The sequence below is a fragment of the Pirellula sp. SH-Sr6A genome, assembly GCF_001610875.1.
Classification (GTDB): Bacteria; Planctomycetota; Planctomycetia; order Pirellulales; family Pirellulaceae; genus JBKCUI01.
In genome coordinates, this window is record NZ_CP011272.1 from 2,944,500 (window position 1) to 2,970,903 (window position 26,404).

The 26,404-nt window shown below is 55.4% G+C and carries 22 protein-coding genes; 11 read left to right on the top strand and 11 right to left on the bottom strand.

Annotated elements, in window-relative coordinates; translation table 11 throughout:
• The first annotated feature begins 55 nt into the window (after positions 1-55).
• Positions 56-2,083 (top strand): M13 family metallopeptidase, encoded by a 2,028-nt coding sequence (locus tag VN12_RS11475; protein WP_146676966.1) that lies wholly within the window; start codon positions 56-58, stop codon positions 2,081-2,083.
• Positions 2,077-2,748, top strand: a complete 672-nt coding sequence (bioD, locus tag VN12_RS11480) for a dethiobiotin synthase (RefSeq protein ID WP_168164341.1) — start codon at positions 2,077-2,079, stop codon at positions 2,746-2,748. Before VN12_RS11475 ends, bioD begins: the two co-directional genes overlap by 7 nt.
• Here bioD and VN12_RS11485 read toward each other — a convergent pair.
• Positions 2,745-3,935 carry a ribonuclease D gene (locus VN12_RS11485; protein WP_146676968.1) on the bottom strand — a complete coding sequence of 397 codons (1,191 nt, stop codon included), beginning with the start codon at positions 3,933-3,935 and terminating at the stop codon, positions 2,745-2,747. The two genes, bioD and VN12_RS11485, sit on opposite strands and share 4 nt — an antisense overlap.
• A 111-nt stretch (positions 3,936-4,046) precedes the next feature.
• On the opposite strand from VN12_RS11485, the gene VN12_RS11490 reads away from it, so the two are divergent.
• Positions 4,047-4,859, top strand: a complete 813-nt coding sequence (locus tag VN12_RS11490; RefSeq protein WP_146676969.1) for a (5-formylfuran-3-yl)methyl phosphate synthase — start codon at positions 4,047-4,049, stop codon at positions 4,857-4,859.
• Positions 4,846-5,094: a hypothetical protein gene (locus tag VN12_RS11495; RefSeq protein ID WP_146676970.1), complete on the top strand. Its 249-nt coding sequence runs from the start codon at positions 4,846-4,848 to the stop codon at positions 5,092-5,094. Before VN12_RS11490 ends, VN12_RS11495 begins: the two co-directional genes overlap by 14 nt.
• A gap of 194 nt (positions 5,095-5,288) precedes the next feature.
• Here VN12_RS11495 and VN12_RS11500 read toward each other — a convergent pair whose 3' ends face one another.
• Both VN12_RS11500 and VN12_RS11505 read right to left on the bottom strand, forming a co-directional pair.
• A complete protein-coding gene (locus tag VN12_RS11500; protein ID WP_146676971.1) occupies positions 5,289-5,708 on the bottom strand; it encodes a hypothetical protein in 420 nt (139 codons plus the stop codon).
• Between the two features lie 138 nt (positions 5,709-5,846).
• Complete coding sequence (locus VN12_RS11505) at positions 5,847-6,389, bottom strand: hypothetical protein (RefSeq protein ID WP_146676972.1); 543 nt, start codon at positions 6,387-6,389, stop codon at positions 5,847-5,849.
• A 390-nt stretch (positions 6,390-6,779) separates the two neighbouring features.
• Between VN12_RS11505 and VN12_RS11510 the strand changes: the two genes are divergently transcribed.
• The 3 genes from VN12_RS11510 (at position 6,780) to VN12_RS25810 (ending at position 12,880) form a co-directional block, all read left to right on the top strand.
• Positions 6,780-9,569, top strand: coding sequence for a S8 family peptidase (locus VN12_RS11510; RefSeq protein ID WP_146676973.1), 2,790 nt, complete (start codon positions 6,780-6,782; stop codon positions 9,567-9,569).
• Between the two features lie 101 nt (positions 9,570-9,670).
• On the top strand, positions 9,671-10,939 hold the full coding sequence (locus tag VN12_RS11515) for a TIGR03000 domain-containing protein (RefSeq protein WP_146676974.1): 1,269 nt from the start codon (positions 9,671-9,673) through the stop codon (positions 10,937-10,939).
• Positions 10,940-11,161: 222 nt separating this feature from the next.
• Positions 11,162-12,880, top strand: a complete 1,719-nt coding sequence (locus VN12_RS25810) for a hypothetical protein (RefSeq protein WP_168164342.1) — start codon at positions 11,162-11,164, stop codon at positions 12,878-12,880.
• 88 nt (positions 12,881-12,968) lie between these two features.
• Here the strand turns inward: VN12_RS25810 and VN12_RS11525 are convergent, their stop codons facing one another.
• The 5 genes from VN12_RS11525 to VN12_RS11545 all read right to left on the bottom strand — a co-directional run bounded on the left by VN12_RS11525 (position 12,969) and on the right by VN12_RS11545 (position 19,632).
• The gene (locus VN12_RS11525; protein WP_168164343.1) at positions 12,969-14,387 is read right to left on the bottom strand and encodes an alkaline phosphatase family protein; all 1,419 of its coding nucleotides are present in this window, start codon (positions 14,385-14,387) and stop codon (positions 12,969-12,971) included.
• A 236-nt stretch (positions 14,388-14,623) separates the two neighbouring features.
• Positions 14,624-16,123 (bottom strand): MATE family efflux transporter, encoded by a 1,500-nt coding sequence (locus tag VN12_RS11530; RefSeq protein WP_146676977.1) that lies wholly within the window; start codon positions 16,121-16,123, stop codon positions 14,624-14,626.
• Between the two features lie 98 nt (positions 16,124-16,221).
• The gene (gene cyoE / locus VN12_RS11535) at positions 16,222-17,169 is read right to left on the bottom strand and encodes a heme o synthase (RefSeq protein ID WP_146676978.1); all 948 of its coding nucleotides are present in this window, start codon (positions 17,167-17,169) and stop codon (positions 16,222-16,224) included.
• Positions 17,169-18,242 (bottom strand): COX15/CtaA family protein, encoded by a 1,074-nt coding sequence (locus VN12_RS11540; protein ID WP_146676979.1) that lies wholly within the window; start codon positions 18,240-18,242, stop codon positions 17,169-17,171. Before VN12_RS11540 ends, cyoE begins: the two co-directional genes overlap by 1 nt.
• A complete protein-coding gene (locus VN12_RS11545) occupies positions 18,232-19,632 on the bottom strand; it encodes a c-type cytochrome (RefSeq protein ID WP_146676980.1) in 1,401 nt (466 codons plus the stop codon). The genes VN12_RS11540 and VN12_RS11545 overlap by 11 nt, the downstream gene beginning before the upstream one ends.
• Positions 19,633-20,150: 518 nt before the next feature.
• Between VN12_RS11545 and VN12_RS11550 the strand changes: the two genes are divergently transcribed.
• The 4 genes from VN12_RS11550 (at position 20,151) to VN12_RS11565 (ending at position 23,847) form a co-directional block, all read left to right on the top strand.
• The gene (locus VN12_RS11550) at positions 20,151-20,420 is read left to right on the top strand and encodes a carbon storage regulator (protein WP_146676981.1); all 270 of its coding nucleotides are present in this window, start codon (positions 20,151-20,153) and stop codon (positions 20,418-20,420) included.
• A 455-nt stretch (positions 20,421-20,875) separates the two neighbouring features.
• A complete protein-coding gene (locus tag VN12_RS11555; protein ID WP_168164344.1) occupies positions 20,876-21,778 on the top strand; it encodes an alpha/beta hydrolase in 903 nt (300 codons plus the stop codon).
• 60 nt (positions 21,779-21,838) lie between these two features.
• Positions 21,839-23,011, top strand: a complete 1,173-nt coding sequence (gene dusB, locus VN12_RS11560) for a tRNA dihydrouridine synthase DusB (RefSeq protein WP_146676983.1) — start codon at positions 21,839-21,841, stop codon at positions 23,009-23,011.
• A complete protein-coding gene (locus VN12_RS11565) occupies positions 23,008-23,847 on the top strand; it encodes a TrmH family RNA methyltransferase (RefSeq protein ID WP_146676984.1) in 840 nt (279 codons plus the stop codon). The genes dusB and VN12_RS11565 overlap by 4 nt, the downstream gene beginning before the upstream one ends.
• Before the next feature lie 10 nt (positions 23,848-23,857).
• On the opposite strand, the gene VN12_RS11570 is transcribed toward VN12_RS11565, so the two are convergent.
• The 3 genes from VN12_RS11570 to VN12_RS11580 all read right to left on the bottom strand — a co-directional run bounded on the left by VN12_RS11570 (position 23,858) and on the right by VN12_RS11580 (position 26,289).
• A complete protein-coding gene (locus tag VN12_RS11570; RefSeq protein WP_146676985.1) occupies positions 23,858-24,358 on the bottom strand; it encodes a TadE/TadG family type IV pilus assembly protein in 501 nt (166 codons plus the stop codon).
• A gap of 23 nt (positions 24,359-24,381) precedes the next feature.
• Complete coding sequence (locus tag VN12_RS11575) at positions 24,382-25,593, bottom strand: TadG family pilus assembly protein (protein ID WP_146676986.1); 1,212 nt, start codon at positions 25,591-25,593, stop codon at positions 24,382-24,384.
• A 69-nt stretch (positions 25,594-25,662) separates the two neighbouring features.
• Complete coding sequence (locus VN12_RS11580) at positions 25,663-26,289, bottom strand: hypothetical protein (RefSeq protein ID WP_146676987.1); 627 nt, start codon at positions 26,287-26,289, stop codon at positions 25,663-25,665.
• Positions 26,290-26,404 lie beyond the last annotated feature (115 nt).

The window sequence follows — 26,404 nt, forward strand, 5'->3', positions numbered from 1 at the left end:
ATACGCGAGGTTCTAACATTTCAACAACATGATGTAACTAGGGAAGGTCGTCTCCATGAAGAAACAGCTCCTTCGATTGGCGTTGGCTACCGTTCTCTCGCTGGGAACGCTATGGGCCACACCCTCTGGATCGCTTTGGGCGCAGCAGTCGGGTATCGATATCGAGAACATCAGCAAAGAGATTCCTCCCAGCGAAGATTTCTTTCGTCACATCAACGATATCTGGCTCAAGAACACACCGATCCCTGATGACCAATCCAATTATGGGGCGTTCACCGCATTGGATTTGGAAACGAAGGATGCGATCCGTAAATTGATCGAAGAGGCGAGCCAAGCCCCCAACTCCACCTCGATTGCCCGGCAAGTCGGCGGCCTTTACAAATCCTACACCGACCTCGCGACACGGAATGTGTCGGGAATTAAGCCGATCGAACCGATGTTGGCGGAGATCCAAAAAGTAGCGGACAAGAAGGGTCTACTGAGCCTATCTGGAAAGTTAAGCAAGCTTGGAATTTCGAATCTTTTTGGCGTTTACATCGATTCCGACGCGCGACGATCGGACCAATACGCCATCTACGTCAATCAAGGTGGAACGGGACTCCCCGATCGCGATTATTACCTCGACGAGAAGTTCAGCAAGTTTCTCGGCGAGTACCGCAAATACGTTGCCACCATGCTGGCAGAGTTGAAATGGCCCAACGCTTCCGACGTCGCGAACAAAATCGTCGATCTGGAAGTGGAGTTGGCCAAGTCGCAATGGGATAAAGAACAACTGCGCGATCCCATTAAGCAGTACAACAAGATGCCGATGGCTGACTTTGCCAAGTCGATGCCAGCGATCGACTGGAATGCATACGCGACCGCCACGGGATTGCCGTCCGACACCGATTTGATCGTCGGCCAACCCAGTTTCTTTCAGGCCTTGAGCGGTCTGGTGGAGAAAGCAGATCTGGAAACCTTGAAGGCGATGTTTGCCTTCCAAACGCTCAACACTTTCGCACCCATCCTGACCGAGGAATTGGAGAAGAAACACTTCGCATTTTTTGACACGACGTTGAGTGGCGTCGAGGAGCAGGAGCCTTTAGAGCGACGCGCCGTCAATGCTTGCAACGGACTGCTGGCCATGCCCGTCGGGCAGCTCTATGTAGAGAAGTACTACACGCAGGAAGCCCAACAAAAGATGGATCATTTGATCCAGAATTTGCTCAAGGCGTTTGAGATTCGGATCAAGAATCTTGAATGGATGGGAGAGGGAACGAAGAAAGAAGCGTTGCAAAAGCTTTCGATGTTCACTCCGAAGGTGGGTTTCCCTCGCAAGTGGAAGGACTATTCGTCCGTCGAGATCACCCCTTCCAACGTCGTCGCCAACGTTTCCCAGATCGCCGAGTTCGAACACAATTACGCATTGGCGAAACTTGGTAAACCTGTCAATCGGGACGAGTGGTACATGGGACCTCAAACGGTCAATGCTTACTACAACCCAACGATGAATGAAATCGTTTTCCCTGCTGCGATCTTGCAACCTCCTTTCTTCAATCTCGACGCAGACGACGCGGTCAACTACGGCGCTATCGGAGCGGTGATCGGTCACGAAATCAGCCATGGATTCGACGACTCAGGAGCCAAATTCGATGGAAAGGGAAACCTTCGCAATTGGTGGACACAGAACGATGAAGCGGAATTTGAAAAGCGGTCGCAACAACTCGTTGCGCAATACAATGCCTACGAGCCCTTGCCGGGGATGAATCTCAATGGCAAGTTCACGCTGGGCGAGAACATCGGAGATTTAGGAGGTCTCAGCGTCGCCTTTACCGCTTACCAGCTTTCGCTCGAAGGGAAAAAATCCCCCGTGATTGATGGCCTGACCGGAGAGCAACGGTTCTTCGCAGGTTGGGCCCAAGTCTGGCGTCGTAAGTACCGCGAGCCGGAGTTGAAAAAGCGATTGGCTAACGACCCTCACTCTCCAAGCCAGTATCGATGCAACGGGATCGTCTCGAACTTGGATGCGTTCTACGAGGCCTTTTCGATTCCCGTCGGTTCTCCCATGTATATCGCTCCAGAAAAGCGGGTTCGAATTTGGTAGCGAGGAGCGTTTTTGTAACAGGCACCGATACCGACGTGGGGAAGACCTACGTCGGTTGCCTGTTGCTCGAGCATTTGACAAAAGCGGGAGTAAGAGCCCGCGCGTACAAACCGGTTGCGAGCGGGTTCGCAGAAGCCTCTGGCTCCGACGGCGCGAGGCTATGGAATGCGACGGCCTGCCAAGGGGACTTTGACTCCGTTTCCCCCCAACGTTTTGCCCCTCCATTCGCTCCCGCCGTCGCTGCTGCGATGGAGGGGAAAACAATCGATGAAGAACAGATCCTCACCGGTTGGCGCGCTCAAGCAGACCGATGCGAATTTCTATTGATAGAAGGAGCAGGTGGACTTTTTTCTCCTGTCTCGCGCCGATACACCAATGCGGATTTGATTCGGACCTTCGAAACTTCCGCCATCTTAGTGGCGGGATGGAAACTAGGCTTGGTGCATCAAGTTGTTTGCTGTCTGGTCGCGGCGAGATCGATCGGAATTCGGTTTGAAAGAATTGTGCTTTCGGAAGCAGCTCCTCAAACCGATGCTGCGGCCGCCTCGCATCTTCGCCTGCTCCGGGAATCGCTCTCTCAAGATCCCGAATGGAGCACCCTCCCCATTACCGAAATTCGGCACGGCACGACCGATTGGCCGGCCGATGATATCGTGACCCGCTAGGGGGCGATTCGATGGAATCGGATCGGCATGTCGCTATCGGGATTATCGAGCACCATCGCCAGTCGCCCGCTGAGTAGATCATCCAGCTCTCGGCCAATGATCTCGGCTCGCCAACCCGTGACGAGGCTGGGTGGAGGAATGTCAGGGTCGGACCCATCTAGGCGATATTTAACGAAGTCACGCAGATCATCGGCGGTCGCAACGACCGAAGGAGAAATGCGTTTCGTGCGGCAGATATAAGCCAGCGCCGCAGAAAGAAATTGAGTGAGCATGGCGGGTGGTTGCCCCTTACCGTAACGCGCCTTGCGCGGCCAGCTCGGAATAGGGTGGTCCAAGGCATCCGCAATCACCTTGGCCAGTTCGGGAATCAATTGTTTGACGTGGCGATGCTCCATGCCCCGAAGGCTGGCCATACGGCGTTCGTCCCCGTTGCCTCGTCGCGCCAGTTCGATGAGCAGATCATCACGGAGAACCTTCCGGGCGGGTAGGTCGCGTTCTTTGGCTCGTTGCTCGCGCCACATCCAGAGAGCCCGCACGATGGACAAGCTATTGCCGCTCAAGGCTTGGATGCCGCTGATCCGAAACCAATTCTCGCTCGATTCGAATTGCTCCAAATCTTCTTGCCAACGGCTCGTTTCTTCACGGACCCAATGGACCCGATCGAGCTTGCCCAGTTCCTTTTCCATCGATCGATGGAGTCGAAGCAAATCTTTGACGTCTTGAGCTGCGTACTGAAGCTGTTGATTGGAGAGAGGTCGCTTCCGCCAGTCCGATCTCGTTTCTTCCTTGTCCAGATTGACTCCTGTGTAGCGATGCACCAAGTTCGCATAGGAGGCAGGATACTCGTGCCCTAAGAAGGCGGCAGCCAGTTGAATATCGAATAGATTGGGAATCAGTTTTTGCGTGGCCCGATAGCAGAAGAGCGTTTCCTCACGACCCGCATGAACAACGACTTGCGTTTCGGATGAAGTCAGCTGATTCCAGAACGGGTCCAAGCTATCGAGAGTATAGGGGTCGATCACATAGATGCCGTCCGGCACTGCAACTTGAAGTAAACAGAGTTCGGGGCGATAGGAATCCTCTGCGACGAACTCGGTATCGAATGCGACGACTTTGTCCTCATCGATCTGACGGCAAAGCTGATGAAGAGAATCTTGGTTTGTGATATACTGAAATCGCGCGTTCAACCGAGCCCCTAATAAATTGCGTTCACAGATGGATGCCGACGGATGATTTGCCCCAGGCTGCGGATGATCGAAGCTCGGTCCAGGCGTCTGTAGTTTTACTCGGAATCGGAAATGCGAACAACAACACGAACGGTAGCTGGTGATAAAACCGTTCCCATTCCACAGCCGTTGGTCAGCATTCGGAGTCTCGCCGAACTCCAGATCGCGATGGAACAGGATCTTCCTTGGATCGATCTCAAAGAGCCGAGCCGCGGCTCGTTAGGCCGGCCCGACCCAGACGTGGCCTGGTCGATTTACCAGGAGTTTCTTCGGCGAATGGCCGATGCACCCGTTCGCCCCTCCTTCAGCATCGCGCTCGGGGAGTTGATGGACTCGACCGACGAGGTTCTGCAGGATTACTGCAGGCCTTATGGCGGGGACGTTTATTGGAAAATCGCGTTGGCTGGCTGCGATGCGCACAGCGGATGGCAGGACCGAGTTGCCCATTTGGTGCAGTCCGTCTCTAAGCCTTCGCAGTGGATCTTGGTCCACTACGCCGATGCAGAGAAAGCGAATGCCCCCACTTGGGATGACATTCTCCAGGTAAGCAAAGCGTTGGAGTGCGAATACATCCTGGTCGATACTTGGGAAAAGCGGGGCGACTCATTGTTGGATATCGTTCGTGTTGATACCCTCAAGCATATGGCGGCTCACTCCCATGCCATGGGGCTGCAGATGGCAATGGCGGGCTCATTGCGAAAGAGTCAGCTATCGGCGCTTTGGGGGCTGGGTGCCTCCTACTTAGGGTTTCGAGGTGACCTCTGCGAAGGGCAAACTCGGACAGCGCGCATCGGAGCAGATTCCCTCCAACAGTTGTGCGATGCCTTTCGTCAGTTCAGCGAATCAACCCATCCAAGGACGGAATCCTCTCATGTCATCCGGTAGCGAACGCGAGCCACTTTCAGGCGTTATCCGACAAGGAAACAAGGTCGTAGGGTCCATTTGCATTCCGGATGCGAGCGAGGTCTTTATCCGAGAGTTCAATCATTGCTATGGACAGCTTCGCATGCAGATTGAAGAAAGCCGACCCTCGATTCCTTCCCTCCCCACCAACCCTCACACATTCCGACTCCCTTCTTGGTTCCGCCATGTCTGGCACCCACGGATCGAAAGCGAGTAGATCTAACTGTGTTGCTAGGAGCCGCATGGATGGCGCTCGAGGGCAACACGGATCCCCCCAGAGTGTCGCAGCCACCCCGAATGTCCAAGCCATCGGTGAGCCAATTTTATCATCGCCCCTTCGCTGGGATGTGTTCGGCTACGGCTGACCGTTGAACTGTTTATGGCTAGCAGGATAAACGATCCATATGGGTTCTATTGCAGCTTCTTTGGTTGCCCTAGCACACCACCTACATAGGCCATCGGCAGGTACGCTCCTAGCAGGTCGACGACGATGAACCACACTGGGCCGCCTACCATCAGCACCATCGTAATACCACCGAGCAAAAAGAATGTTCCGATGAATATCGCGAGAGCCAGTTTGTGCGAGGCAGCCAGTTTGGAAGCAAGATAAGCACCGGCGAAGGTTCCCATCGCGTGGGCCAACCAAGGCGCGATGAAGTTAGCCGTTTTAAGGCGCTGGAGATTCTCGGCGAAGGTCTCCATATTCGACAGATCGACCCCCTCCGGAAGGGGAATCAACAGCGGACCGATGGTGACGATGCCCATGTTGACAACGCTACCCAGCACGATGCCAGCGAGGACAGCAAAAACATTTCGTACAAGAATCGCCATGGGTAACGCCGCATTCGATAAGGTAAGTCCCTGAGGATGCGGACGGAATCCTACCACATTGCAACGTTGTACCGTCCGTTCGCGCTCTTATTGCCGAATCGCTTCACAGGGCTCTTGCCGATATCTCGGCATTCTTCGTCAAGCCGCTTTGCGAAGGCTCGATGCATCCACGACTTGTTCAGGCAATGGCTGCATCACCAAGGTGCCACCTTGTTGGTCGCAGGCGAAGATGGTGGAGTTGGAATGGCAAAGGCGGGGTAGCCAAGTCGCAATCGCTTTGCCGGTTTCGCTATCGCATCCGAACGATCCATCGATGATGACAAGATCGCTTGGGAGGACCGTGTTCGCGACACGGGAGATCGCGAATTGAGGGTCGCCAGGGATGAGATGCGCCTTGACGCCCAATTCCGCCAACATCCGATGCGCTTGCTTGAGATGCAGGTGGGGCTGACCCGCAGGTGCCGATTCAAAAGGATCCACGCCCGCGTATCGAATTTGCGCAACGCCCTCCGCTTTCGTGCACAGGGGCAACAGGCGTTTGGCTCGTTCCCCCGATCCAATTCCGATTTCCAGGATGGAGGCAATCGGTGTTTCCAGCACGTGCAGGAAGAGGTCCCTCTCACTCGCCGGCTTGGAGAGATAACGCCAATAGAGACGTTGGAGCCAACTGAGGCGAGCCATGATTTCCTCTGATTCGAGACCTTGAAAAAGAGAGACCGGTTAGGGAGTTGGGAGACGCATCCTTGCCCTCTCCTTCCCCCCTCTCGGCAATCGCCAGCCTACAGAACCTTGGAAATCAAGTTGCATCCGTGCAGTCCGATTCCCGTCTTGAGACGGCGGCGGCCACTGATTGGCCACACGTGGAGTATCGGTTGAGATGGTTATCCCTGTTGAACCGGTTCTCTTGCGCAGGCACATCTTCTCCAACTTGCTGATTTTGTCAGAGGGTCGCGTTATGACAGCAATCGAGTTCCAAAGCTGGGAAAGATTGTGGAGAGAATTCTGCCAGCCTCGATTCTTCCAACCTAGGTTTTCGCTGAGATAGCCGTTTTACCTCATCCAAGCCTCATAATGTTCTTGTTCCAGCGATTGCTTTCCAAGCGAACGATTCCTCGTCCAGCTCAACCGGGTGATTCCGCCGCCTCGCCGGTGGGATTTCGCGCTTTCAAGCTGGAGATCGATCGATGCGAACAACGCCTTGCCCTCTCTGCCATGCCCTGGATGCCAGGGGATTGGTCCTCCGACCCACTACCGGATCCCGAGTACCACGCGACCGCACCCAAGACGCTTCCTGGCCCAGCCTTGGCAGCAAATGCACCTGACGTAGAGCCGTTTTTAGCTCGGGCGCATGAGCAGACAGGTTGGACGCAAGTCGCTTCCCAATATGGACTGCAAGGGAATGGGCAGACGGTAGCCATTATTGATAGCGGTATCGCATACGACCATTACGCACTCGGACGCGGATTCGGAGGTGGAGCCCGTGTCGTCGGCGGCTGGGATTTCGCCGAGAATGATTCGAATCCCTATGATGACGCACCTGGTGGATTCCACGGAACACACGTGGCGGGGATCGTCGGAGCCAACTATGGGGTGCACCAAGGTGTCGCTCCAGGAGTCGACTTGGTTGCGCTGCGGGTATTCAACGACTTCGGTAAAGGGGAGATGGCTTGGACTGAATCCGCTCTCCGCTGGGTGCACGAAAATCGAAACGCATTCGAGAATCCGATCACCACCGTCAACTTGTCACTCGGGGCGAGTTGGAACTCGAGCACCATTCCGGCATGGGCAAGCCTGGAAGAGGAGTTGGCACAACTGCAACGCGATGGCATCGTCGTCGTGGTTTCGGCAGGAAACTCCTTCCAACAATACAAATCTCCGGGGCTCGCGTATCCAGCGGCAAGCCCATACGTATTGCCCGTAGCGAGTTTGGATGCCAATCAGCAAATCAGCGATTTCAGTCAGCGCGACAGCCGCGTGATCGCCGCACCGGGGCGTGGCATCGAGAGCTCGGTGCCCGATTACTTCTACGGAAAAGATGGTGTCGCCAACGACTGGGCCAAGGCAAGCGGAACGAGCATGGCTGCTCCCTATGTTGCGGGCGCGAGCGTATTACTGCGCGAAGCGATGGACTTGGTAGGAATCGATTCCATCACTCCTCAATCGATTTATGACACGCTCCGCAATACGGCGTCGAACGTTTTCGATTCGGTTACCAATCAGATTTACAAAGCTCTCGATCTCGATGCAGCCATCGAATCGATCCTACCTCGCGACGAAGTTGGAAATCAGTGGGAGTCCGCCAGCGCCCAATCGGTGCAAAACCGATGGACCACCGATGGCTGGATCAATACACTTTCCGATGTCGATGTGTATCGGCTTCAAAGCAGTCAGTCGGGCACATTGCAGTTTCAGTTCGATACCGAGCACTTAAGCGATCCATCTATCACCTTGCTTCGCAACGGCCAAGAGACTTCGTTGCCGATCGACGCAGGTACAGCCAGTTTCTCCGTCGTCGCTGGAGAGAGCATCGGCATTCGAATATCTGACGGAGCTTCGATCGGCCGCTACTCGTTCCACTGGGATTTCTCTCCCGCGAACGCCACCCCCTCGCTTCCATGGTTTGCGAGCGTGCAAGGGGATGCGCTGACGATTCGCGGGAACGAGAGTGCCAATGCGATCGCATTGGATCTGAGCAACGGCATCCAAGCGACTGTCGATGGCGTGTCGTACCGCTGGAGTAACGATCAAGTCCGCACGGTGGTCGTCGACGGAATGCAGAACAATGATTCCATCCGCATTGTAGGCAGTTCGTTGGCAGACAAGGTGGAGTTGCACCCGGGATCTGCGACCTTGACGAACGAACGGCTGCACCTAGCCATTCACCAGATCGAAACCATTGAGTATGCGGGAGGAGGGGGGCCGGATCGCGCTTACCTTTACGATGCAGCGACAGACGACCGATTGGTCGTGAACCCCAATCGAGCGGAGTTGACGGGGGTTGGTTACAAATTCTCCGTCGAACAGGTCGATCGTATTTTCGTCCATGCTCTTCAAGGTGGCGATGACCAAGCCTTTGTTTACGATTCAGTTGGCAACGACACTCTCAGCGCCCGTCCGCAATTCACAAGCATGAGTGGTACGGGGTATTTCAACTATCTGTCGGGGTTTGAACGCATATTCGCTTACTCCAATCAAGGAGGAGTTGATCGGGCGCTCCTGTACGATTCGGTGGGCAACGACTTGTTCAGCACGAGCGGTGAAGTGACTTCCATTGTTGGAAATGGCTTCTCGACTTTTGCGAGGGGATTCGAATCGGTCGAAGGATTCTCGATGGCTGGGGGTGTCGATCGCGCGATCGTTTATGCCCCAGCAGGAGGCCGGCTAACCAGCGGTGCGGACTTCGTCGGGATGGAAGGAAATAATCGCGCTAGTGTCGCGCGAAGCTTTGACCAAATCGAAACATTTGTTGCAGGGACGCCGGTTACGGCCCCGCAGTTCTCATCGCCGTTCGTCGCGCAAGAGGTCGCGGAATGGCCGTCCGAATCCGGGGTGTTTTCCGAATCCCACATGGTAGTGGGCGGGAACTGGGCCGCGAACGGCTTGAGCTCCGCTCATCCCATGGCAGGGGGTATGGGGGATCCCATCGCGGCGGACTGGAAATTGGGAAGCCAAGCAGAACAAGACTCAGAAGAGGGCTGTGCGTGGTTTCCTGACACCTTCGTCCGCCGGCCGGCCACCTCAGAAGCCATGCTCGACGCTGTGGAGGCGTTGATCCAAGCGGGGCCAGATAGGGAGCAAAAAACGTTGGATCTATTATTTTCCGAGCTGGAGAAGGGGTTTTCCTATTCCACCCAGTCGTGAAAATCTACCTAGACTTCTTGAACTACCAATCGATCGGGGTATTCTCAGAGACGATCGGTTGCGGGAGTTCGCACTGTTTGAAAGGAACTTGGAGGAGCGTCATGAGAAATAGTTTGGTTCGTTGGTTATCAGCCTCGGCGGTGCTTGCAGTTGTTGCGGCCTTCGCCCCGGCGCTGCAGGCCGGATTCGGCTCCAGCGGCGGTAGCAGCGGAGGATCATCCGGCGGATATGCCGGCTGGTCTTATGGCTCGAGCGGCGGGTATGGTTCAAGCGGTGGTTATGGCTCCAGCGGTACCTATTCGGCAGGATATGGCTCCAGCGGCTATTACGCGTATGGAGGTGGATCGTCCGGTGGAACGGCTCAGCACGTCGGTCCACTTCGACGCCTTCACAATCACATCCACGACCACTTCGCTGCCAAGCAAGCGCGTCGAGCCGCCTACTATGGCAGTTCGGGGGGCAGTTCGGGTGGCAGTTCCGGCGGGATTCCTTACGCAGCCAGCTACGGCTCTTCGGGTGGCGGATCCTCGGGTGGTTCCTATTCCCCGATCTATCACTATGGACATGGCTCGTCGGGCGGATCCTCTGGTGGTTCTTCTGGTGGACGCGTATCGTCCTATGGAAGCTCAGGCTCCGTGCAATACGGGACCTACGAAGTCTCCCCGACCTACGAAGGGACAGTGATCGAGAGCGCTCCGTCGACGGTCGTACCACCTGCTCAACCAGCTCCTGCGACCCCCGGATTGCCCGGCGCTCCAGGATCCTCTGCGAAGCCAGATGGAGAAGGTGCGAAGCCCGCCGCATCCCTCGGAACTTACTCGTCCAACAAATTAGCGTCGATCATTCGCTCCGCTCGCATCGACGAAATCCACTTGGTCGTCAATATGCCTGAGAATGCCAAGCTTTTGGTGAACGGCAATGAAACGACCTCGACCGGTAGCTCGCGTCATTTCGTGAGTCGAGATCTCCGTCCTGAAGAATCCTACCGATTCGAATTGAAGGCGTTGTTCACCGACGAGGCAGGGAACGAAGTTCGCAAAACCAAGACACTGGTCCTGTCCGCAGGATCGGCCGACGAAGTCACCTTCGACTTGGACGAAGCCAAGCAAACTGTCGAAACCGTTCTCACGTTGAATGTTCCGACTGGCGCCAAAGTGGTTCTCGCTGAAAACGAGACCAAGACCGAAGGTTCGTCACGAATCTACCGAACCAAGCACCTTCGCGAAGGGGAAGCATGGGATGATTATCGCATCGAAGTCACCTACCAAGGAGAGACCAAAGAGCGAGTCATTCGATTGATCGGCGGTGACCAAGTCGAACTCACCTTCCAATTCGACGACTCCAACTCGGATCGATTGGCAGCCAAGTAAGCAATCCTCGAAGGCGCAATCGAGACGGGAGCGAACAACTTCCTCGCTCGATGCGGATAATCAACACGAGCCCACGGAAAACCCGTGGGCTCTTTTTTTTCCCATTGTTTGCAAAATAAGAATCGATCCTCCACAATACGTGAGGTTTCTCTCGCGTGCGTTTCGATGCTCGCCGTCGGCGAGCCTATCGCGAGAGCTTCTTTCGCCCAATGGTTTTATGTCATGCCCGATACATCTTTTGCTCGCTCCAGCGACGACGTTCGATCGCTGGACAGGAATGCTTTCGTCGTAATTCTTGATGAGAAGACCGCGAAATGGATTCCCACTTGTTCGGAAGCCAACCTCTTCGCCTTGATCGCCTGCGCGGAAGCGGATGCGAAAAACTGGGAAGACTGCGAAGTGATTTGGCCGCATTGTCGCACCAGCGAGGATGCGGTATCTCAGATCAATGATCTGCCGTGGACCACTCTTTCTCTTGAAGAGGTTATCCAATCCCTTCGCGATCGCACCCATTGGATCGCGGTCGATTTGCAGAAATGCAAAGTCGTTAGCGGACCGAGTTCCCCTTACTTATACCGAAACGGAGAAGGCGGAAAGAATGTCCCACAAGAGTCGATCTATTTGAACGTCGCGCCCTGGTGGGTCCTGCAACGAGATGTTGCACCGAACCAAATCCTTGACTGCCGAACAGAGCCTCCCACTCGGGTCCTACCCCATCGTACGGGACTTTGGGGCGACGAGTGCATCCGCTTCTTCGCTTCTGAAATGGCGAGGTTGGTCCGCGAAGGAATCGAGTGGACGAAGACAACCAAAAAAGGGATGCGTGTGGGCAAGCCAGAACTGACGGTGGAAATCCATCGAAAGTGGCTCATGACACCTTGCCCCGCGTTCGATGACCGAACGCCTCGCGAAGACTTGCACATTGCCAAAAATTGGATTTCCGATCTGTCGACCAACCAGCGGTACCGCATGGAACACGGACTCCGTCCTATTCCCCTCCCACGGGAATTCTCCGGTTACGAAACGGCACCGATGGGATCGCATGAAGTCATCCTCTATTTCGAAGCGTGCCGCACGCTGCTTGCATCGGGATGGTTTTGGTTGATCCAAAATCCACAATACCAATCGGCCGCCGACCTGGAGCAACGTCTCAAGGAAACGATGAAAGAGGTGCTGCTAACCTGGGTAAACACCGCGCAAGAGGACGGGCTTACTCCGGCCGAAATCATCCAAATCGAGCGCGAACGCATGCCATTGATAGCGGCCGAAGATCAACATGGGGAGTCCTGCGATTGTCCGATTTGCGATGCCATCGCGTCCGGCAAATTCGGTCCCAGTTTCCTATTCTTCGACGGCCATCATCTGGAACTCGAAGATGACTTCGCATTCTCCCTGAGCAGCACGCTCGAAGAGTGGGAGCACAACGGTGGATGTATGGGAGGAGAGATCCTCGGCATGGACGACGAGGATGACCTGGACGACGAGGACGACGAGGACGACCTGGACGGCGAGGATGACCTGGACGGAGACGGGGAAGATTACTTCGAAGATTTCGACGAGGAGGACGTTGAAGAGGATGCTGACGAATTGACATCGGTGTGGCAGAACTCTTCGTTTTCCATGAATCCCGTTTCAGGGGATGCTGCAAAACTGCTAACCATGGCCTTTCAAGTTGCCGAGTTGGGATCGGAGATCCAAACTTACAGCTCGTTCGATCAAACTCGGCTCGAGGTCATCAAGCAGTTGAATACAGCGCACCGCGACTACCAGTTCGCAATGCAATCGGAGAATGAGTCGCGGGATCGCAAGGCAATCCTGGCGAGCCGATTCAAAGCCATGCTGGAGACGATCGCAACCGACTATCCAAAGCTTGTTTCCCGCGCTGCCGATTTGCAAAGCCAAGTCGATGACCACATGCGATCGTTGCAGACACGATCGTAACCAGAGGAGGACTGGCTCCCAGTCCCTCCGAGCCAGTGCTTGTTCAGCCATGGGAAGAGGGGAGATTTGCTCTCCCCTCTTTTTTCATCTACTTCAAAGCTGCTTGAATCGCTTTTCCGTCCCATTCCGCAGGGGGCAGTCCGAGCAATTGTGCGATAGTTGGAGCGATCGAGGTGTTTTCGATTCCCGATACCACTTCGCCGGCTTTGATGTCGCGTCCCCAGAGAACACAGGTAGCGTTCATCCGCGGATGCGTGGAAAGAAAACCGTGAGATCCGAGTGACGTACCGACTTTGGTATTAGGCTCCACAAACTCAGAGCCTTCCACGGACGCCGATACCGAGTATCCTTCCTTCGCTGCGATCACGGCGTCGGGTGCTTGCTCGACCTCGCGGGGCAGTGGCAATCCAAATTCAGCGAATTGCTCGGGAAACAGGATACGGTCGACACCTTCTTTCCTTTCAAATGCCTTTTCGATCGAGCCACGCAGTTCTTTGGCTTCCAAAGGATTCGTGCAATAGACGAGTCCGATCCCACCCTCGGGGACCACATGCACTCGAGCATCGACGATACGTTTCCCTTCGGTGTGAAGCAAGCCAGCATCGCGAAGCACGATGTTGGGTTTGATGGCGTTGGGGGTCGTCATGAACCCGTGATCCGACACAACGATGAAGGTGGTGTTGGAAAGAATTCCTGCCTCGCGCGTCGCGTCGATGATTTTCGCTAAGCAGAGATCGATATAAGAATTCGCAGTGTAGCCAGCAGGGGTTTGAGACCCAAAAGCGTGGTGGGTGCTATCCACATTGAGCAAGTGAACCAAGAGCAAATGGGGCTTTCGCGTTTTGATCAAATGGCAAGCCGTTTCGGTCCAAGCCCAGTCTTTACCGACCGAGCTTGGTACAGCAAACACGTGCTTGTCTTCTTTCTTGGTAAGCACCCCTAAACCGGTGAGTTCGTTCAGCAATCGGGGAGTGGTGTATCGAAGGGCATCAGGCACATCTGGGATACTATCGTCGAAGGACGAACAGTTTCGAGTACACGGCCAATTGACTTCCGCGGTGCGGAGTCCCATTTCGCGCATCGTATCGATGATGGATTTGGCTCGGACGAGATCCGCGTGGTCGCGAGCGGGATCGATTCGAACCGGAACCCCTGGTCCGCTTCGTACCAAAACGCCATTGGCGAGGACGCCATGTTTGTCCGGGCGAACGCCGGTGATCAAGGTCGTGTGATTCGGCCAAGTGACAGAGGGGTTCGAAACCTTCATCCCACCTTGAACAACAGCCCCTTCCTTCGCAAGCTTTCGCAGCGTTGGAAGCGAAGCGTTGGGGTCGTCGAGCAAATAGGCCGCGAGACCATCGAGAGAAACGAGAATCACATGTCGGTCCAGCTCTTTGTTCTGCGCCTTGAGTGGCGAGGGAAAGAGGACAAGCGTGAAGGCGAGGACAAGAGCGATTGTATGAGAACGCGTCCATCGGGATGCGGTTCCGTATATCATTCGACGCATAGAATTCCTGGGTGGGGCTGGGTGGAGGGAAGTGACCGGGCCGGTGACTCGATTCGTGTTTATCATCGTCGCAGCCGTTCCCAGTTGCAACCTTGGCTCCAGTAAAGGTTGGATGAATCCTTTGGGAAGATCCATGCGATCTCTGGACGCATGAGCAGTCCACCTATTGCAGCTTCTCTTCCTTCGCCCTCCCTAGCGTGGTTCGATTTCGTGCTCGTCGCGTGGGCGAGTGTCTCTCAATCTCGCGAAGGTAAAGGTACGACAATTATGTCTTGTATAGCTTCTTCATCTTCGAGAGCTTCATCGATGACCGCGGGCTCGATAACCCTCTTGTCTTGCCAGCCGCCATGCAGATAGCGTGCAGTGAAGATGCAGGCCAACAAGATCACCCAGAACGTGATGACGCTCCACCAGTAGTACAGACCATTCCAGCCCGTGAGGTAGCTCACAGCTAGCCCACCGAGCACGGTCGTTCCACCCGCGAGAATATGTCCAAAGAGTACAAAAAAAGTATCGCCCGCACCCTTGAGCGCTCCTACGTAGACAGTCTGGAATGCATCGAACACACAATAACCCGCGATGAAGTACAGAAGGGGGCGCAGTGTGGGTCTCATCGCATCGAATCGGGCGGGATCGATATCCAGCGAGTAAACGGTCATCGCCGCATCGGGGAAGCCTCCATAGAGGACGACAAAAATAGAACTGTACGCCAGCCCGATGACCAGACCACTGAAGACCATCCTACGAGCGATGTCCCTCCGCTCGTGAACTAGGTACTTCCCAACCAAAACCCCAACCGCAATACCGAGTCCCACCAAGGGTATGAACGCGAGCAGGTTCACACCGAGCGCGAGGGTCGTCGCTGCTGCGGGGTGCTCCCCCAATCCGCCGACAATCATCATGATGATGGTAAAGCTCCATGCTTCCGCGAGCACCGATACCCCCGCAGGCCAACCGTAGTGAACCAATCGCATCATCAATGGCAACTCCCAACGGAGCGCGGGGCTTCGCATGCCAGGAGGGACATGCGAGAGATCGCAGACCAGTTTGCCCGTCTCGGTGGATCGGGTTCGTACGAACCCGGCGCGAAGATCGGGTAGCGCGAACATGGCTATGACGAAAAGCTTGAATAGTAATGACATGCTGCTCGCGATAGCGGCACCCGCAGCGCCCAATTCGGGAAATCCCCACAAGCCAAAGATCAATAAGAAATCGAAAACGACGTTGATGACGGTCGCACCCAAGTCAGACAAAATCAGAACTCGCGTCCTTCCGCTCCCAGCGAAAAGTCCGACCAAGGCCGAAGCGACGACTGTCCCCCAGGCTCCCGGAACGAGCCAAACGAAATAGGCGGCCTCTTGGGATGCCAGCTCCTCGGGGTGACCTGAGACCAGGAAGAAACTCTTTGCGAAAAAACCAAAGCCGATCAAAACGGGCCCGACAGCGAGAGCCAGCAAGATCCCTTGCCATACCACGGACAACGCTCGATCAGGTCGCTTCGCCGCAAGATATTGCGAAACGAACGCGCTCGTGTAGCCACACAACCCCGACGGAAAGCATGTTAATGCCCAGAAGAGAGTCCCCGCCGCCATCGCCGCCGCAGCCGACCCTTCGCTGTATCGAAAGAGGAGCATGCGATCGACAAACAGGGTAATCGAGAACAAACCCGTTGAAAGCATCAGAGGCCAAGCGGTTGCGATCACCTCCGCCGTATCGCGTCGTAAGTGCTGGATCATTCCTGGGTCTGGGGCTCGAGTGCGCGGGTCGGGACTAAGTGATTGCGGCGAGAGTTGGAGATTCTAAAACATCTCGCAAGGTTCAACGCACGAAGGAATTAATTCACAATCCATCGAGCTACTACCAACATCAAGATGGCTGGTAGGTAGAGAAGAGATGCCCTCAAAAGACGCCGAGCTGTGATATCGTTCCGGGCTTGAAGGAATCGAATCGATGCAATGGCTTGCCATAAACACGAGACAACACCGAGCGAGGCAACGATCCAAGTCAAAATCGAATCAGGTTGCAAAACGGCTATCGAAAGCGGAACCAGGGCGAGGGCTCCCAATACCGCATGCCAACCCGCTGCAATTCCCGTGGGCTCTTCTTTAGTCAGCATTCGAAAGCCGGCTCCCGCATACTGTTCGCGATACAACCATGCGATCGCCATGAAGTGCGGGAATTGCCAGAGAATCACGATCCAGGTCAAAGCCCAGCCATTCCAATCCGTCAAACTCCCCCCCACGGCGGTCCAGCCGATCATGACAGGCAGCGCTCCCGGAAAGGTCCCAACCGCGGTGTTCCACCAAGTAACTGTTTTGAGAGGCGTGTAAACCCAGCAATACACAAACCAAGTGGCCAGACCGCACCCCATCGCAGCCCAATTCACCGCGATCCCCAAATAGAGACAGCCAGCAATGGCTAAAAACCAACCGAATGCAGCGGCTTCAAAACTCGATAGTCGTCCACTAGGGAGCGGTCTCCGCTGCGTTCGCTTCATCCGTCGGTCGCGTTCCTGCTCGTACCACTGATTGAGAGTGCTCGCACTGCCAGCGATCATGGACGTCGCGATCAGCGTGTGAATCCATGTCCACCATGAAACGTACAGACCGTACATCTGCTGCGCGGCAAACATTGCAACAACGACCGTGAGCAAGATCATGACCAAGATCTTGGGCTTGGTCAGGGCCGCGTAATCCTTCCACCAAGCAATGGGGAGTTCGTTGGCCACCGCAACCGGGGTCAATGGAGAATCTTGGCGAGTTGGAGTGGCGACGCTACTCATCAGGAACTCAATTCCGCCCCCCGGCGTTCAACAGCCAGAATGGATGGATAGGAAGATCGGCTCGGAACCACCTCGAAACGACTCGTTGCGGCCCGACGCTCGACGCGACATAGTAACCAAAGCGAGCAAACGATCAACAGCGAACCGGTCGCCTGGTGCCCGTTAATGATCATCGTTTCCCAAAAACCCCGCCCTGCAATGGTGTAATTCGCAAAAAAAGCATTCCATTCCGGCCAGGGTAAGGCGTAATTGGTAACCCATGTCCCCAATCCGAGTGCCACTTGGAGAATAAGCAAAAAACTCAACCATCGAACTGGCGTCCTCAATGCTCGCTGTTTCCGATATCGAGGCAGGTAGACTGCCACCAATGCCACGAGAATTAAAAACGTGATCAGCGTGGCAAAGAGCAAATGGGTGTGAACAAAGGAAACAAACAGAGCGGGTTTCCAAGTTGGAAGGGCATGCCGGAGGTGCGCCCCGAGAATGAGCTGCCCAATCGTGAGAGGAAATAGAATCCGAGCGCCCCATCGCAGCCCCGAACCGATCGGAGCGAAATCCGGTGGCTCCTTTTTCCCAGCCAAGGTCGCATCGCTCCAATCTTTCGCGTTCACCATCACAATCAAGCAGGCCAGCGCAAAGACCAAGGGCCCCACACATCCATGGATCAGGGCGACGATGCGTTGGTCGAGCAAAACGCGCACCCCGCCCAAAAGCCCCTGGGAAATCACCGCGAGGAGAAACAACCAGCTCAATCGGTGCGCCCACGGTCGCTGCTCGACTTTTCGAGAAACGAAGACGAGGACAATTGCTAGAAAGCCGACCAGCGCAGCCAGAAGCCTATGGCCATGTTCCACAAGCAAATCGAACGGGCCAAAAAGCCATGTTGTCCAAGGGTACAAAAACAAGTTGTATCCAAATGTGCCTGGCCAATCGGGAACCGCCATGCCCGCATCATGCGTCGTGACCAACCCACCGAGCCAGATCAAGGGGAAGGTCAGTGCTGCGATGAAAAAGGACCAGCGATAAACAGCTTGGCTTCGCGAAGGTGCCAGGTGGGCGGGCCTACTTTCCATGTTGCACCTCTTTCACTTCGGCTGGTTCGGAATCCTCGCTGCTCGTATTCGCATCGTTGTGCGAAATGGCGAAAACAAATCGGACCAAGTCCCGGAACTCGTCGACGTTCAAAACATTCGGCGAATCTTCTGCGACCGTAGCCGCTGGCATCGGCGTCCCGTCGATCCCCAGCTGAATACGCCTTGCAAGGTCTTCGATGCGATCGCCCCCTCTCAGGGCCCCCAGGTGCAGGTTTCTGGAGCGATTGACAACCGGCTTGAGAGCGCCGAAAGGCTTCATCAATTTCCACTCTGTTTTATTGGCCGGATCGATGCCCGCGCGGATGGTCCAGTCTTTCGTCCATTCGTCGTAGTCCTGGGATATCCCATCCCCTTTGCCGTCGTTTCCATGGCATCGATAGCAAGCGGTCTTTTCGCTACGGAAGAGCTCGCTACCTCGATCGATGGAAGCCGTGAGCTCCGCGGCGGAAAGCTCGGGTACATCGATTGGGGCGGGAATAGATTCGGGGGCTTCTTTCCATGCCGAGACAACCTTTTGGGCTTCAGCCAAAGCCGTCTCCTCGGACACTTCGGATTCATCATTCGCTGCGATGCGAAGCAATCGTCGCTCGACTTCGCCTCGCACGGACAGGTAGATCACGTACTCCACCAAAGCTTCTATGTCGGTAGCGAACTCCTCGCGGTTCCGAAGCGGAGCAAACGAGGGCATTGAGGTACCGGGAATGCCTCGCTCCAAAACGTGTACCAAATCCGCCTTGGTCGGTTTGGAACCGATCGGAGTCGATTTGAATTTGTATGTCCCACGGCGGAAATCGCGAGGATAGGGAGCCAGGAGGCTGGCCGCGGGCCCGAGCCCATCCCCCGAAATCCCGTGACACTGCACGCAGTGTTTGCGATAAAGCCCACGCTCCACTTTGTCGTACGCCCGTCCGACAGGTCCTGCGCTTCGGGCTACCTCTTCCATGTCGACGATGGGAGCCAGTTCACTCGGCCACTTCGGTGCATCAGGAGTCCCGAACAGCGTGAGGACTTGGGCGGAGGCTTCGGAGGCCAACGGTTCGACATCTCCGGGATGCACGCTTTGCAAATAGCCTGCGGCAGCAAGTTCATTCGGAACAAACCGAGGCTCCGAACATCCCGCGAAACCGACCAGGAGGAAGATTCCCAGCAAGGATGCTTTCCACATCAAGCTCGAATCGACCGCACATCGAGAACGGATCCGAGCCACGTATTGGCGAACGACAGGGATCCAAACCACGCACGGGCGAACGAAACCGTGGGCCGAGTCCGCGCAGCAAACCTGGCTTCGGCAGTCCGCGTCCACGACGAAAGGATGAGATGGGACCAAGGCGGGCGCCCTGCGGTTGAACTTCGCGGTCGGAATACCCATGCAATCAACAAACTCAAGGGAGGAGTGTTTCGAATCATCAGCGGATGCCTCTGGCAGATGACCCGAGAAATTGTGACAGGAAACACACGATTTCGGAGGGTCAAATCGCCGCAGCGCACCCCAAATCGGGCTCCGAGGGGGGCTTTTCGGAAGAAAATTGCGTCATGAGGGAAGATTCTGGGAAGGCGGGACCAACCGTGTCACGCGATCTGCGAAAAGTAGTACTGTTGCAAGCGACCAGTCGTCGCAACGGCAGCCGGCGATTTCGAAGGAAAAGCTCGCGAAAATTTTGTAATCGATTGAAGATTTGGCGACACACGCCAGAAATTTTCGGGCCCAGTTGAAGTCAACGCGACAAGCGTTAAGAGGTTCTTGAGCAAATCTCGCCCTTTTTCCAATTATCGTGAGAAAATTGCGAACAACTGGAACGGATTTCGCTTCGAAAACGTTTGAAACATGTAGGTTTTTTGTCAGGTTGACAATTTTATTTAGCTAGCGAAAGCAAGGAGGACGGCACGATGTTAGTCTTGAGCAGAAAAGAAGGCGAGCGAATCGTCATCGGCGAAAACATCACATTGGTGGTATCGAGGATTTCCGGAAATCGAGTTGCGATCGGAATCGAGGCGCCGAAGGATGTGACGGTTGTTCGAGGAGAGTTGAAAGAGAGTGATTTCGCGGTAGAAGGGGGCAGTTCCAACCCCCTATCCACCAAATCGTTGCAAGGAAAGCCTGCTTCGCTACGCGAGTTTGCTGCGGCTGTACTTCCTTTGCAACGTCAGGTGGGCTAGTCGTCGCACATGAGCATTTACGATTTCCCATCTCCTTTAGGGTATAGGCCGAGCACGGCTGGTCTCTTCTAATCGTGCACGCGTTGCGCGCGAGGGCGTTTCTGATCAGCACAGCGCCATCCCGCGTGACGCGTCGCGGTAATGCATGCAAACGGTTCTGGATCTTCCAGAGCCGTTTGTTCGTTTTATGAACGAACATTCTCAATAACCTGTGTATTCTTAGCGGCCAATCTGGCTTGGCATCGAGCAAGCTGCTGTTTCGAAACAGCGTCGCAAATTGGTACGACCTGTAGTGGAATGCGACAATGCAGAGCGTCCCGTTGATTTCTCGCGCGATTCCCCAGTTTGTAGGATGTTCGAGAGGGATGCTGCGATGCAGTGTGCAGAGACAGCCTAAGAGTGTGTTCGATGGTGAGGGGGCGATGACAGCATTTTCAATCACAGAGCACAGGAAGATGGTTGCACGATTTCTCCTACTTGTTGCAGCCGGATTTCTGCTGCTTGGAGTCGGTCCCTCTGCAAGATCCGAGACTCCCACGCCGCGAGTTCGCGAGTCCAAGCCTTGGGTCAAGATGGAGCGAAATGTGGTGTATGGCGATGAAAGCGAGCCGATGCACCGAGGGGATATCTATGTGCGAGGGGATTTGGCTAAGGATTCTTCGTCGAGGCTCCCTGCTGTCATAGTCATCCACGGTGGAGCTTGGACGCTGGGGGATAAAGTCAACGACACGATCCATGCTAAGCGTCTCGCGGAGAGAGGGTACTGGGTCATGTCGATCAATTACCGACTGGCCCCCGCTCACCCCTTTCCTTCCCAGCTGGAAGACTGCAAACGGGCTTTGGACTGGGTCGTGAAAAATGCGGAGAGTCTTCGAGTCGATCCCGATCGCTTGGGAGTGTGGGGATATTCCGCGGGAGGGCATCTCGCCGCCTTGCTCGCATTGCAGAAAGAGGAATCGAAACCGGCGATCAAAGTCTGTGTGAGCGGCGGAACCCCTTTCGACTTATCGTTGATACCGAAACATACGCAGACGCTCAAGGCCGTGTTTGGGGGCACCCCCGCAGAGGTACCGGACATCTACAAGAAGGCTTCGCCGATCGAGTATGTGAATTCGGAGTCTCCCCCCATCTTTTTGTTTCACGGCGAAAAGGATTGGCTTGTCCCCACCTTGTTTTCCGACGTGATGAAACAAAAGCTACGGGAGTGCGGAGTGGAGCACGAGTTTGTGGAAGTCCCCGGCAAAGGGCATTTGACCACCTTCGTCGATATGCAGATTGCCGAGCAGTCATTCTGCTTTATGGATGAGCATCTTCAACCAGATTCGGCTTGGCCATTACCCCAGAAGAAACCACAATAGGGAATTGTTCCACTCTGGTGGATTGCTTTGCTCTCATTCATCCGTACCCCTCTGGAAGCCATGTCGATTGCCCCACCCAGCACAGATCCTGTCAGGACTGAGGCCGTTTCCGCTTCCGGGCCCCTGCCGTTCGTCCGACCCATTCAAATTGGGAACTTGACCATCGATCCGCCGATTTTCCAGGCGCCGATGGCGGGGTACACCAACTACGCGTTTCGGCAAATCGTCCGGGAGTTTGGTGGCGCGGGATTGCAAGCGACCGAGATGGTCAACGCTCGCGGCTTTGTCTGGCTCGACGAACATGACTGCGAGCACCCGGACCGCTTGTGGGGTATCAAGGACGAAGCGCGACCGCTCGCTGTGCAAATTTGGGACAACGACCCGGGGGTGATGGCAAAAGTCGGAAAGAGGTTGGTCGAGGAGTACCAAGTTTCCGTCGTCGATATCAACTTCGGCTGCCCGGTCAAGCAGGTCACCGAGAAGGCGCACAGCGGATCCTACTTATTGCGAGATCCCGAGCGCATGTATGCGATCATCTCGCGGCTCGTCGAGGCGTGCCACCCCACTCCAGTAACGGCCAAGATTCGATTGGGATGCACGCGACTTACGATGAACCATATCGAGGTCGCAAAAACAGTCGAGCGCGCTGGAGCCTCGGCATTGACGGTTCACGGACGGACGGCAGAGGATTTCTTCAAAGGATCCGCGGATTGGGATCGGATCTCCGAAATCAAAGAGCATCTCGAACGCATTCCGCTGATCGGCAATGGCGACCTGCAGACGCCAGAGCAAGTCGTACATGCGTTTCGAACGTATCGTGTCGATGGCGTCATGATTGCACGCGCATCGCTCGGTAGGCCTTGGCTGTTCGCGCAGGCGGCCGCGGCGATCGCAGGGCGGCCGATTCCCCCCGATCCCACGATCGACGAGCAGCGGGAGTGCATGCTCAGGCACTACGATTTGGTCGTCGATCGATTCGGCTCCCATCGAGGAACGATGTTGATGCGCAAATTCGCTTGCTGTTACGCCCAGAACAAACACGGTGCTCGGCACTTCCGAACCCATGTCGGGAGAGTGGAGACCCCCGAGCAGTTTTACAACGTCGTGGAGAAGTACTTCCCCAAGTATGCCGATCCGCAGGGCCCCCAAGATCGCGATGACCCGCAGAATGACACACAGAAAGACTCACTGAGTGTTTCCGAATCGGCTTGCAACGAAAGTTCCTGCTCGTGAAGTCGTGGTCCGGGGAGAGCCACATCCAGCCCATCATCGCGAGCACCAAAAACACTTGGGTGCAGCATGTTGTTCAGCTTCATCGTGCGAGGGATCGATACGCCCAGCGACGCTTTTTGATCGAAGGAGAACATGCGGTTCAGGAAGCGATCGGAACCGGCTGGCCGATCGAGCGGATCGCCATGACCGAGCGATATCTTCGCGAGAGAGCGGAGAAGCTCGGGCCTTTCTCGCCTGAGCTGATGATACAGCCCGTGTCGGAATCGGTGATGGCCAAACTGGCTACGACCGAGTCTCCCGATGGGGTCTTAGCCATCGGTTGTTTCGTCGAGCAAAAGGGGGTACCGGAAGACACGAATTCGCTAAGGGCCGTTCCCTTGATCGTGGCTGTCGAGCGACTGCAGGACCCCGGGAATGTAGGAACCTTGGTTCGATCCTCCGTGGCGTGCGAGGCAGAGGGACTGTTACTGAGCGAAGGTTCGGTGGATCCCTACCATCCCAAAGTCTTGCGATCGACAGCAGGGCAGTGGTTTCGAAGGCCCCCCACGACCTGTAATTTGCAGGAGAAACTTCGCGAATGGAGAAGTGCCGGAGTTCAAATCCTCGGTGCGGCGGCAGGCGGTCGAAGCTACTGGGATTTTGATCTCACTGTCCCCACCGCTTTCGTATTAGGGAACGAGGGAGGCGGGTTGAGCAAATCGGTCTTGGATCAGGTGGATGAAATCATCTCCATCCCGATGAAGGGCGAGGTCGAGTCATTGAATGTCGCGATGAGCGGCACACTCCTTCTTTACGAAGCATATCGCCAGCGTGACCGCCGGCGTCCCGCTCGTTAACGAGCCAAGCCTAGAGGCTCTCACGACGCATCGTCGTCGAGGCACGGAGAATTTTCCCCGACATGAAGGGGGAATTGCCGAGCCAACTCACACTGTTCGCCTCTGCTTGCACCGTCACCGTGATATTGGTGCCGGGTGCCGCATCGGAAAGGAGTGTGGGATTCAAGGTTACCGACCCGGTAACCCCGGAACTCTCGAGCATGTCCAAGATATCGCTGCGGACGCTTTGGGTCGTTGCGCCGGGAAGGGTGGCTGATCGAGCCCCTTCGCGCGACGCATTGATCAAGAGCTGCTTCACCATGGTCATTCGCCCCATATCGATTAGCCCTAGGGTGAACAGGATCATCAACGGTGCGACGACAGCAAACTCGACGAGGGCCGCACCATCGCGACTGTTGGACCGGACCGATCTCTTTCGGTGCCCCAAGCCAGGATTGCGACGGCACGAGACATCGAGGCGCCCACGAGAGCCTCGATTCTTGGAAAGCGGTTGGTGGATGATGTTCAGCATCGGTGAAACTCCTTGTTAATCCACTACTTGACCAACACGACAGGGGAATAAACCGCGTCGCTCCACTGGCGACTTGCATCACCAGGGATTCCATTGCGAACGATCATGGGGGCGGATTGAACCATCAGATACTTTCCATTCATGGGTCCAGTCAGCTTCACAGCCAAGACACGGACACCGACCCAGCGGACGATGGTGTACATGGCGTTGTTGCCATTCCCAGAGACGTTGGAGAAGATAGGGATGATCCGGGTTTGCCCGATGATACTTGCCAATTCGTCTTTGACCCCGGCGCTGATACCGGTATCACCGTTGAGCGACATCTTGCCGTCGTCCGCGAGAACGAGGGGCTTACCGAGATCTATCAGATCGTCCTCCGAGATTCCATGCACAATTTGCCTTGCGATATCCGAGGTCGAGTTATTGGCTCCCCCGATGTCGACGGTCCCTCGGTTTCCCGGCGAACCCGTTCCTTGCGGATACAGATTGACTTCGCGAATTCCGTCCGAACCACTGAGAACTTTATTCTGTAGCGCATCGAATCGATATTGATCGGCGCCTCCCCCGGCCAGCATGGCATCCCAAGTGGATTGGTCGAGGGCGAACGGCAAGAGATCGAGCGTGTTGCTAGACCCGCCGCTCGGCACCGAGAAACCTTTGATCTTAGTCGCCATAGCTGCCGTGGATTCCACCGAGAGATTTCGCCCCGTTTGGCCAAAGATTCGAGCGAAGTACAAAGGAACTTGACCATTCAAGCCTTCTGTCTTCTGAATGCGGACACGTACCGCGCGATAGGGTTTGGAATTATCGGAAACAATGGGATCGTTACCGGATAGGGACGCCATATACCCCAACTCAAAGTCCGCATTCTGTTCCTGACGCGAGAGAAGCGGACCGGAATTGCAAACAGGGTTGGACAACGCGATCGAGGAAGCGGCATTGAGCACTTCGTTTTCGAGCAGGGCCGGGTTGACGTTGCTAACTGCTCCATCATAGACCTTCCAGCAAGCCGCTAGAGCGGCCGCATCGGCGGTTCGTCTCGCATCTGCTTTGCTGACCGCGATGTAACCGATATCGATTGCAAAGGCGAGCATGCTGACGAGGACTCCCATCATGATGACCCCTACGATCATCGCGGCTCCGCGACGCTTTTGTTTCGATCGATGACGCTGAGACTTTCTGATTAGTCGACGTTTGGTTTTGGTGGCGAGGAGGGTGGGAAAAAAGGTTCGCATGGTCCGTACTCTCTGTTATTTTCGATTAGATGGTTTCAAAGGAGTCTCGAATGAAGAGTGATAAACTCATCATTGCTGAACGATCTCTCGATCAAAGTTGAACTCGTTCACACCCCCTTGAGATGTGAACAAGCGGACTTTTACCAGCTTCAGCGACGCGACTCGATTGGCTGCAAACCCAACGCCAGAGGAATCGGCAGACAGTGTGGGAGAGTAATCGTTGAGATTTGTCAGCGACGTAGATAGCTTGACCAACATCGATGGACCGCCGAAGTTCCCCCAGGTTTGGGAAGTACCCGACTTGATGGTGAAGGAGAGTTCGCCATTGCTGATGGAGAGCGACTGGGTCCAACGGACCGTTTCGCCGGCGATGGCGAGATTCTCCCCTTGATGCCCCAATCGATCGTCGACTTGATCGGCATCGATCATCGCCTTGGTCTGAAACCCACCCCCTTCGTATTCGGGTCGTTGTGCGTGATTGAGCTCGACACCAAAGTACACGCCATCCATCGAGGCAGAGGGACTCATCCATGTGCTGACTTGCGGAGCATCTTGAAGCGGATCGGGGGTTTCGACAACGAGTGCCCACTCTTCTTCAACCTTCACAATATCAAAACTGCTCTGACCGTAACCAATCGATGCGCCGAAGCCTATCAGGCAGGCGACTGACAACGACCTCTTCAACTTGCTCAACATGAAATGATTCATAGCGACCTCTGCCGTGGGATAGGAAAACGATGAGCGTCGGCCTGCAGGGGCTAAGCAGTTCCAAAGGGAAGACTAGGTCATGCCGTTATGGAAGATCAGGAGG

Excerpts from the sequence above, each read along its gene's own strand:
- VN12_RS11475 (WP_146676966.1), top strand. The coding sequence starts at position 56 with ATGAAGAAACAGCTCCTTCGATTGGCGTTGGCTACCGTTCTCTCGCTG.
- VN12_RS11490 (WP_146676969.1), top strand. The coding sequence starts at position 4,047 with ATGCGAACAACAACACGAACGGTAGCTGGTGATAAAACCGTTCCCATT.
- VN12_RS11495 (WP_146676970.1), top strand. The coding sequence starts at position 4,846 with ATGTCATCCGGTAGCGAACGCGAGCCACTTTCAGGCGTTATCCGACAA.
- VN12_RS11500 (WP_146676971.1), bottom strand. The coding sequence starts at position 5,708 with ATGGCGATTCTTGTACGAAATGTTTTTGCTGTCCTCGCTGGCATCGTG.
- VN12_RS11505 (WP_146676972.1), bottom strand. The coding sequence starts at position 6,389 with ATGGCTCGCCTCAGTTGGCTCCAACGTCTCTATTGGCGTTATCTCTCC.
- VN12_RS11510 (WP_146676973.1), top strand. The coding sequence starts at position 6,780 with ATGTTCTTGTTCCAGCGATTGCTTTCCAAGCGAACGATTCCTCGTCCA.
- VN12_RS11515 (WP_146676974.1), top strand. The coding sequence starts at position 9,671 with ATGAGAAATAGTTTGGTTCGTTGGTTATCAGCCTCGGCGGTGCTTGCA.
- VN12_RS25810 (WP_168164342.1), top strand. The coding sequence starts at position 11,162 with ATGCCCGATACATCTTTTGCTCGCTCCAGCGACGACGTTCGATCGCTG.
- VN12_RS11525 (WP_168164343.1), bottom strand. The coding sequence starts at position 14,387 with ATGCGTCGAATGATATACGGAACCGCATCCCGATGGACGCGTTCTCAT.
- VN12_RS11530 (WP_146676977.1), bottom strand. The coding sequence starts at position 16,123 with ATGATCCAGCACTTACGACGCGATACGGCGGAGGTGATCGCAACCGCT.
- cyoE (WP_146676978.1), bottom strand. The coding sequence starts at position 17,169 with ATGAGTAGCGTCGCCACTCCAACTCGCCAAGATTCTCCATTGACCCCG.
- VN12_RS11540 (WP_146676979.1), bottom strand. The coding sequence starts at position 18,242 with ATGGAAAGTAGGCCCGCCCACCTGGCACCTTCGCGAAGCCAAGCTGTT.
- VN12_RS11545 (WP_146676980.1), bottom strand. The coding sequence starts at position 19,632 with ATGGGTATTCCGACCGCGAAGTTCAACCGCAGGGCGCCCGCCTTGGTC.
- VN12_RS11550 (WP_146676981.1), top strand. The coding sequence starts at position 20,151 with ATGTTAGTCTTGAGCAGAAAAGAAGGCGAGCGAATCGTCATCGGCGAA.
- VN12_RS11555 (WP_168164344.1), top strand. The coding sequence starts at position 20,876 with ATGGTTGCACGATTTCTCCTACTTGTTGCAGCCGGATTTCTGCTGCTT.
- dusB (WP_146676983.1), top strand. The coding sequence starts at position 21,839 with ATGTCGATTGCCCCACCCAGCACAGATCCTGTCAGGACTGAGGCCGTT.
- VN12_RS11570 (WP_146676985.1), bottom strand. The coding sequence starts at position 24,358 with ATGCTGAACATCATCCACCAACCGCTTTCCAAGAATCGAGGCTCTCGT.
- VN12_RS11575 (WP_146676986.1), bottom strand. The coding sequence starts at position 25,593 with ATGCGAACCTTTTTTCCCACCCTCCTCGCCACCAAAACCAAACGTCGA.
- VN12_RS11580 (WP_146676987.1), bottom strand. The coding sequence starts at position 26,289 with ATGTTGAGCAAGTTGAAGAGGTCGTTGTCAGTCGCCTGCCTGATAGGC.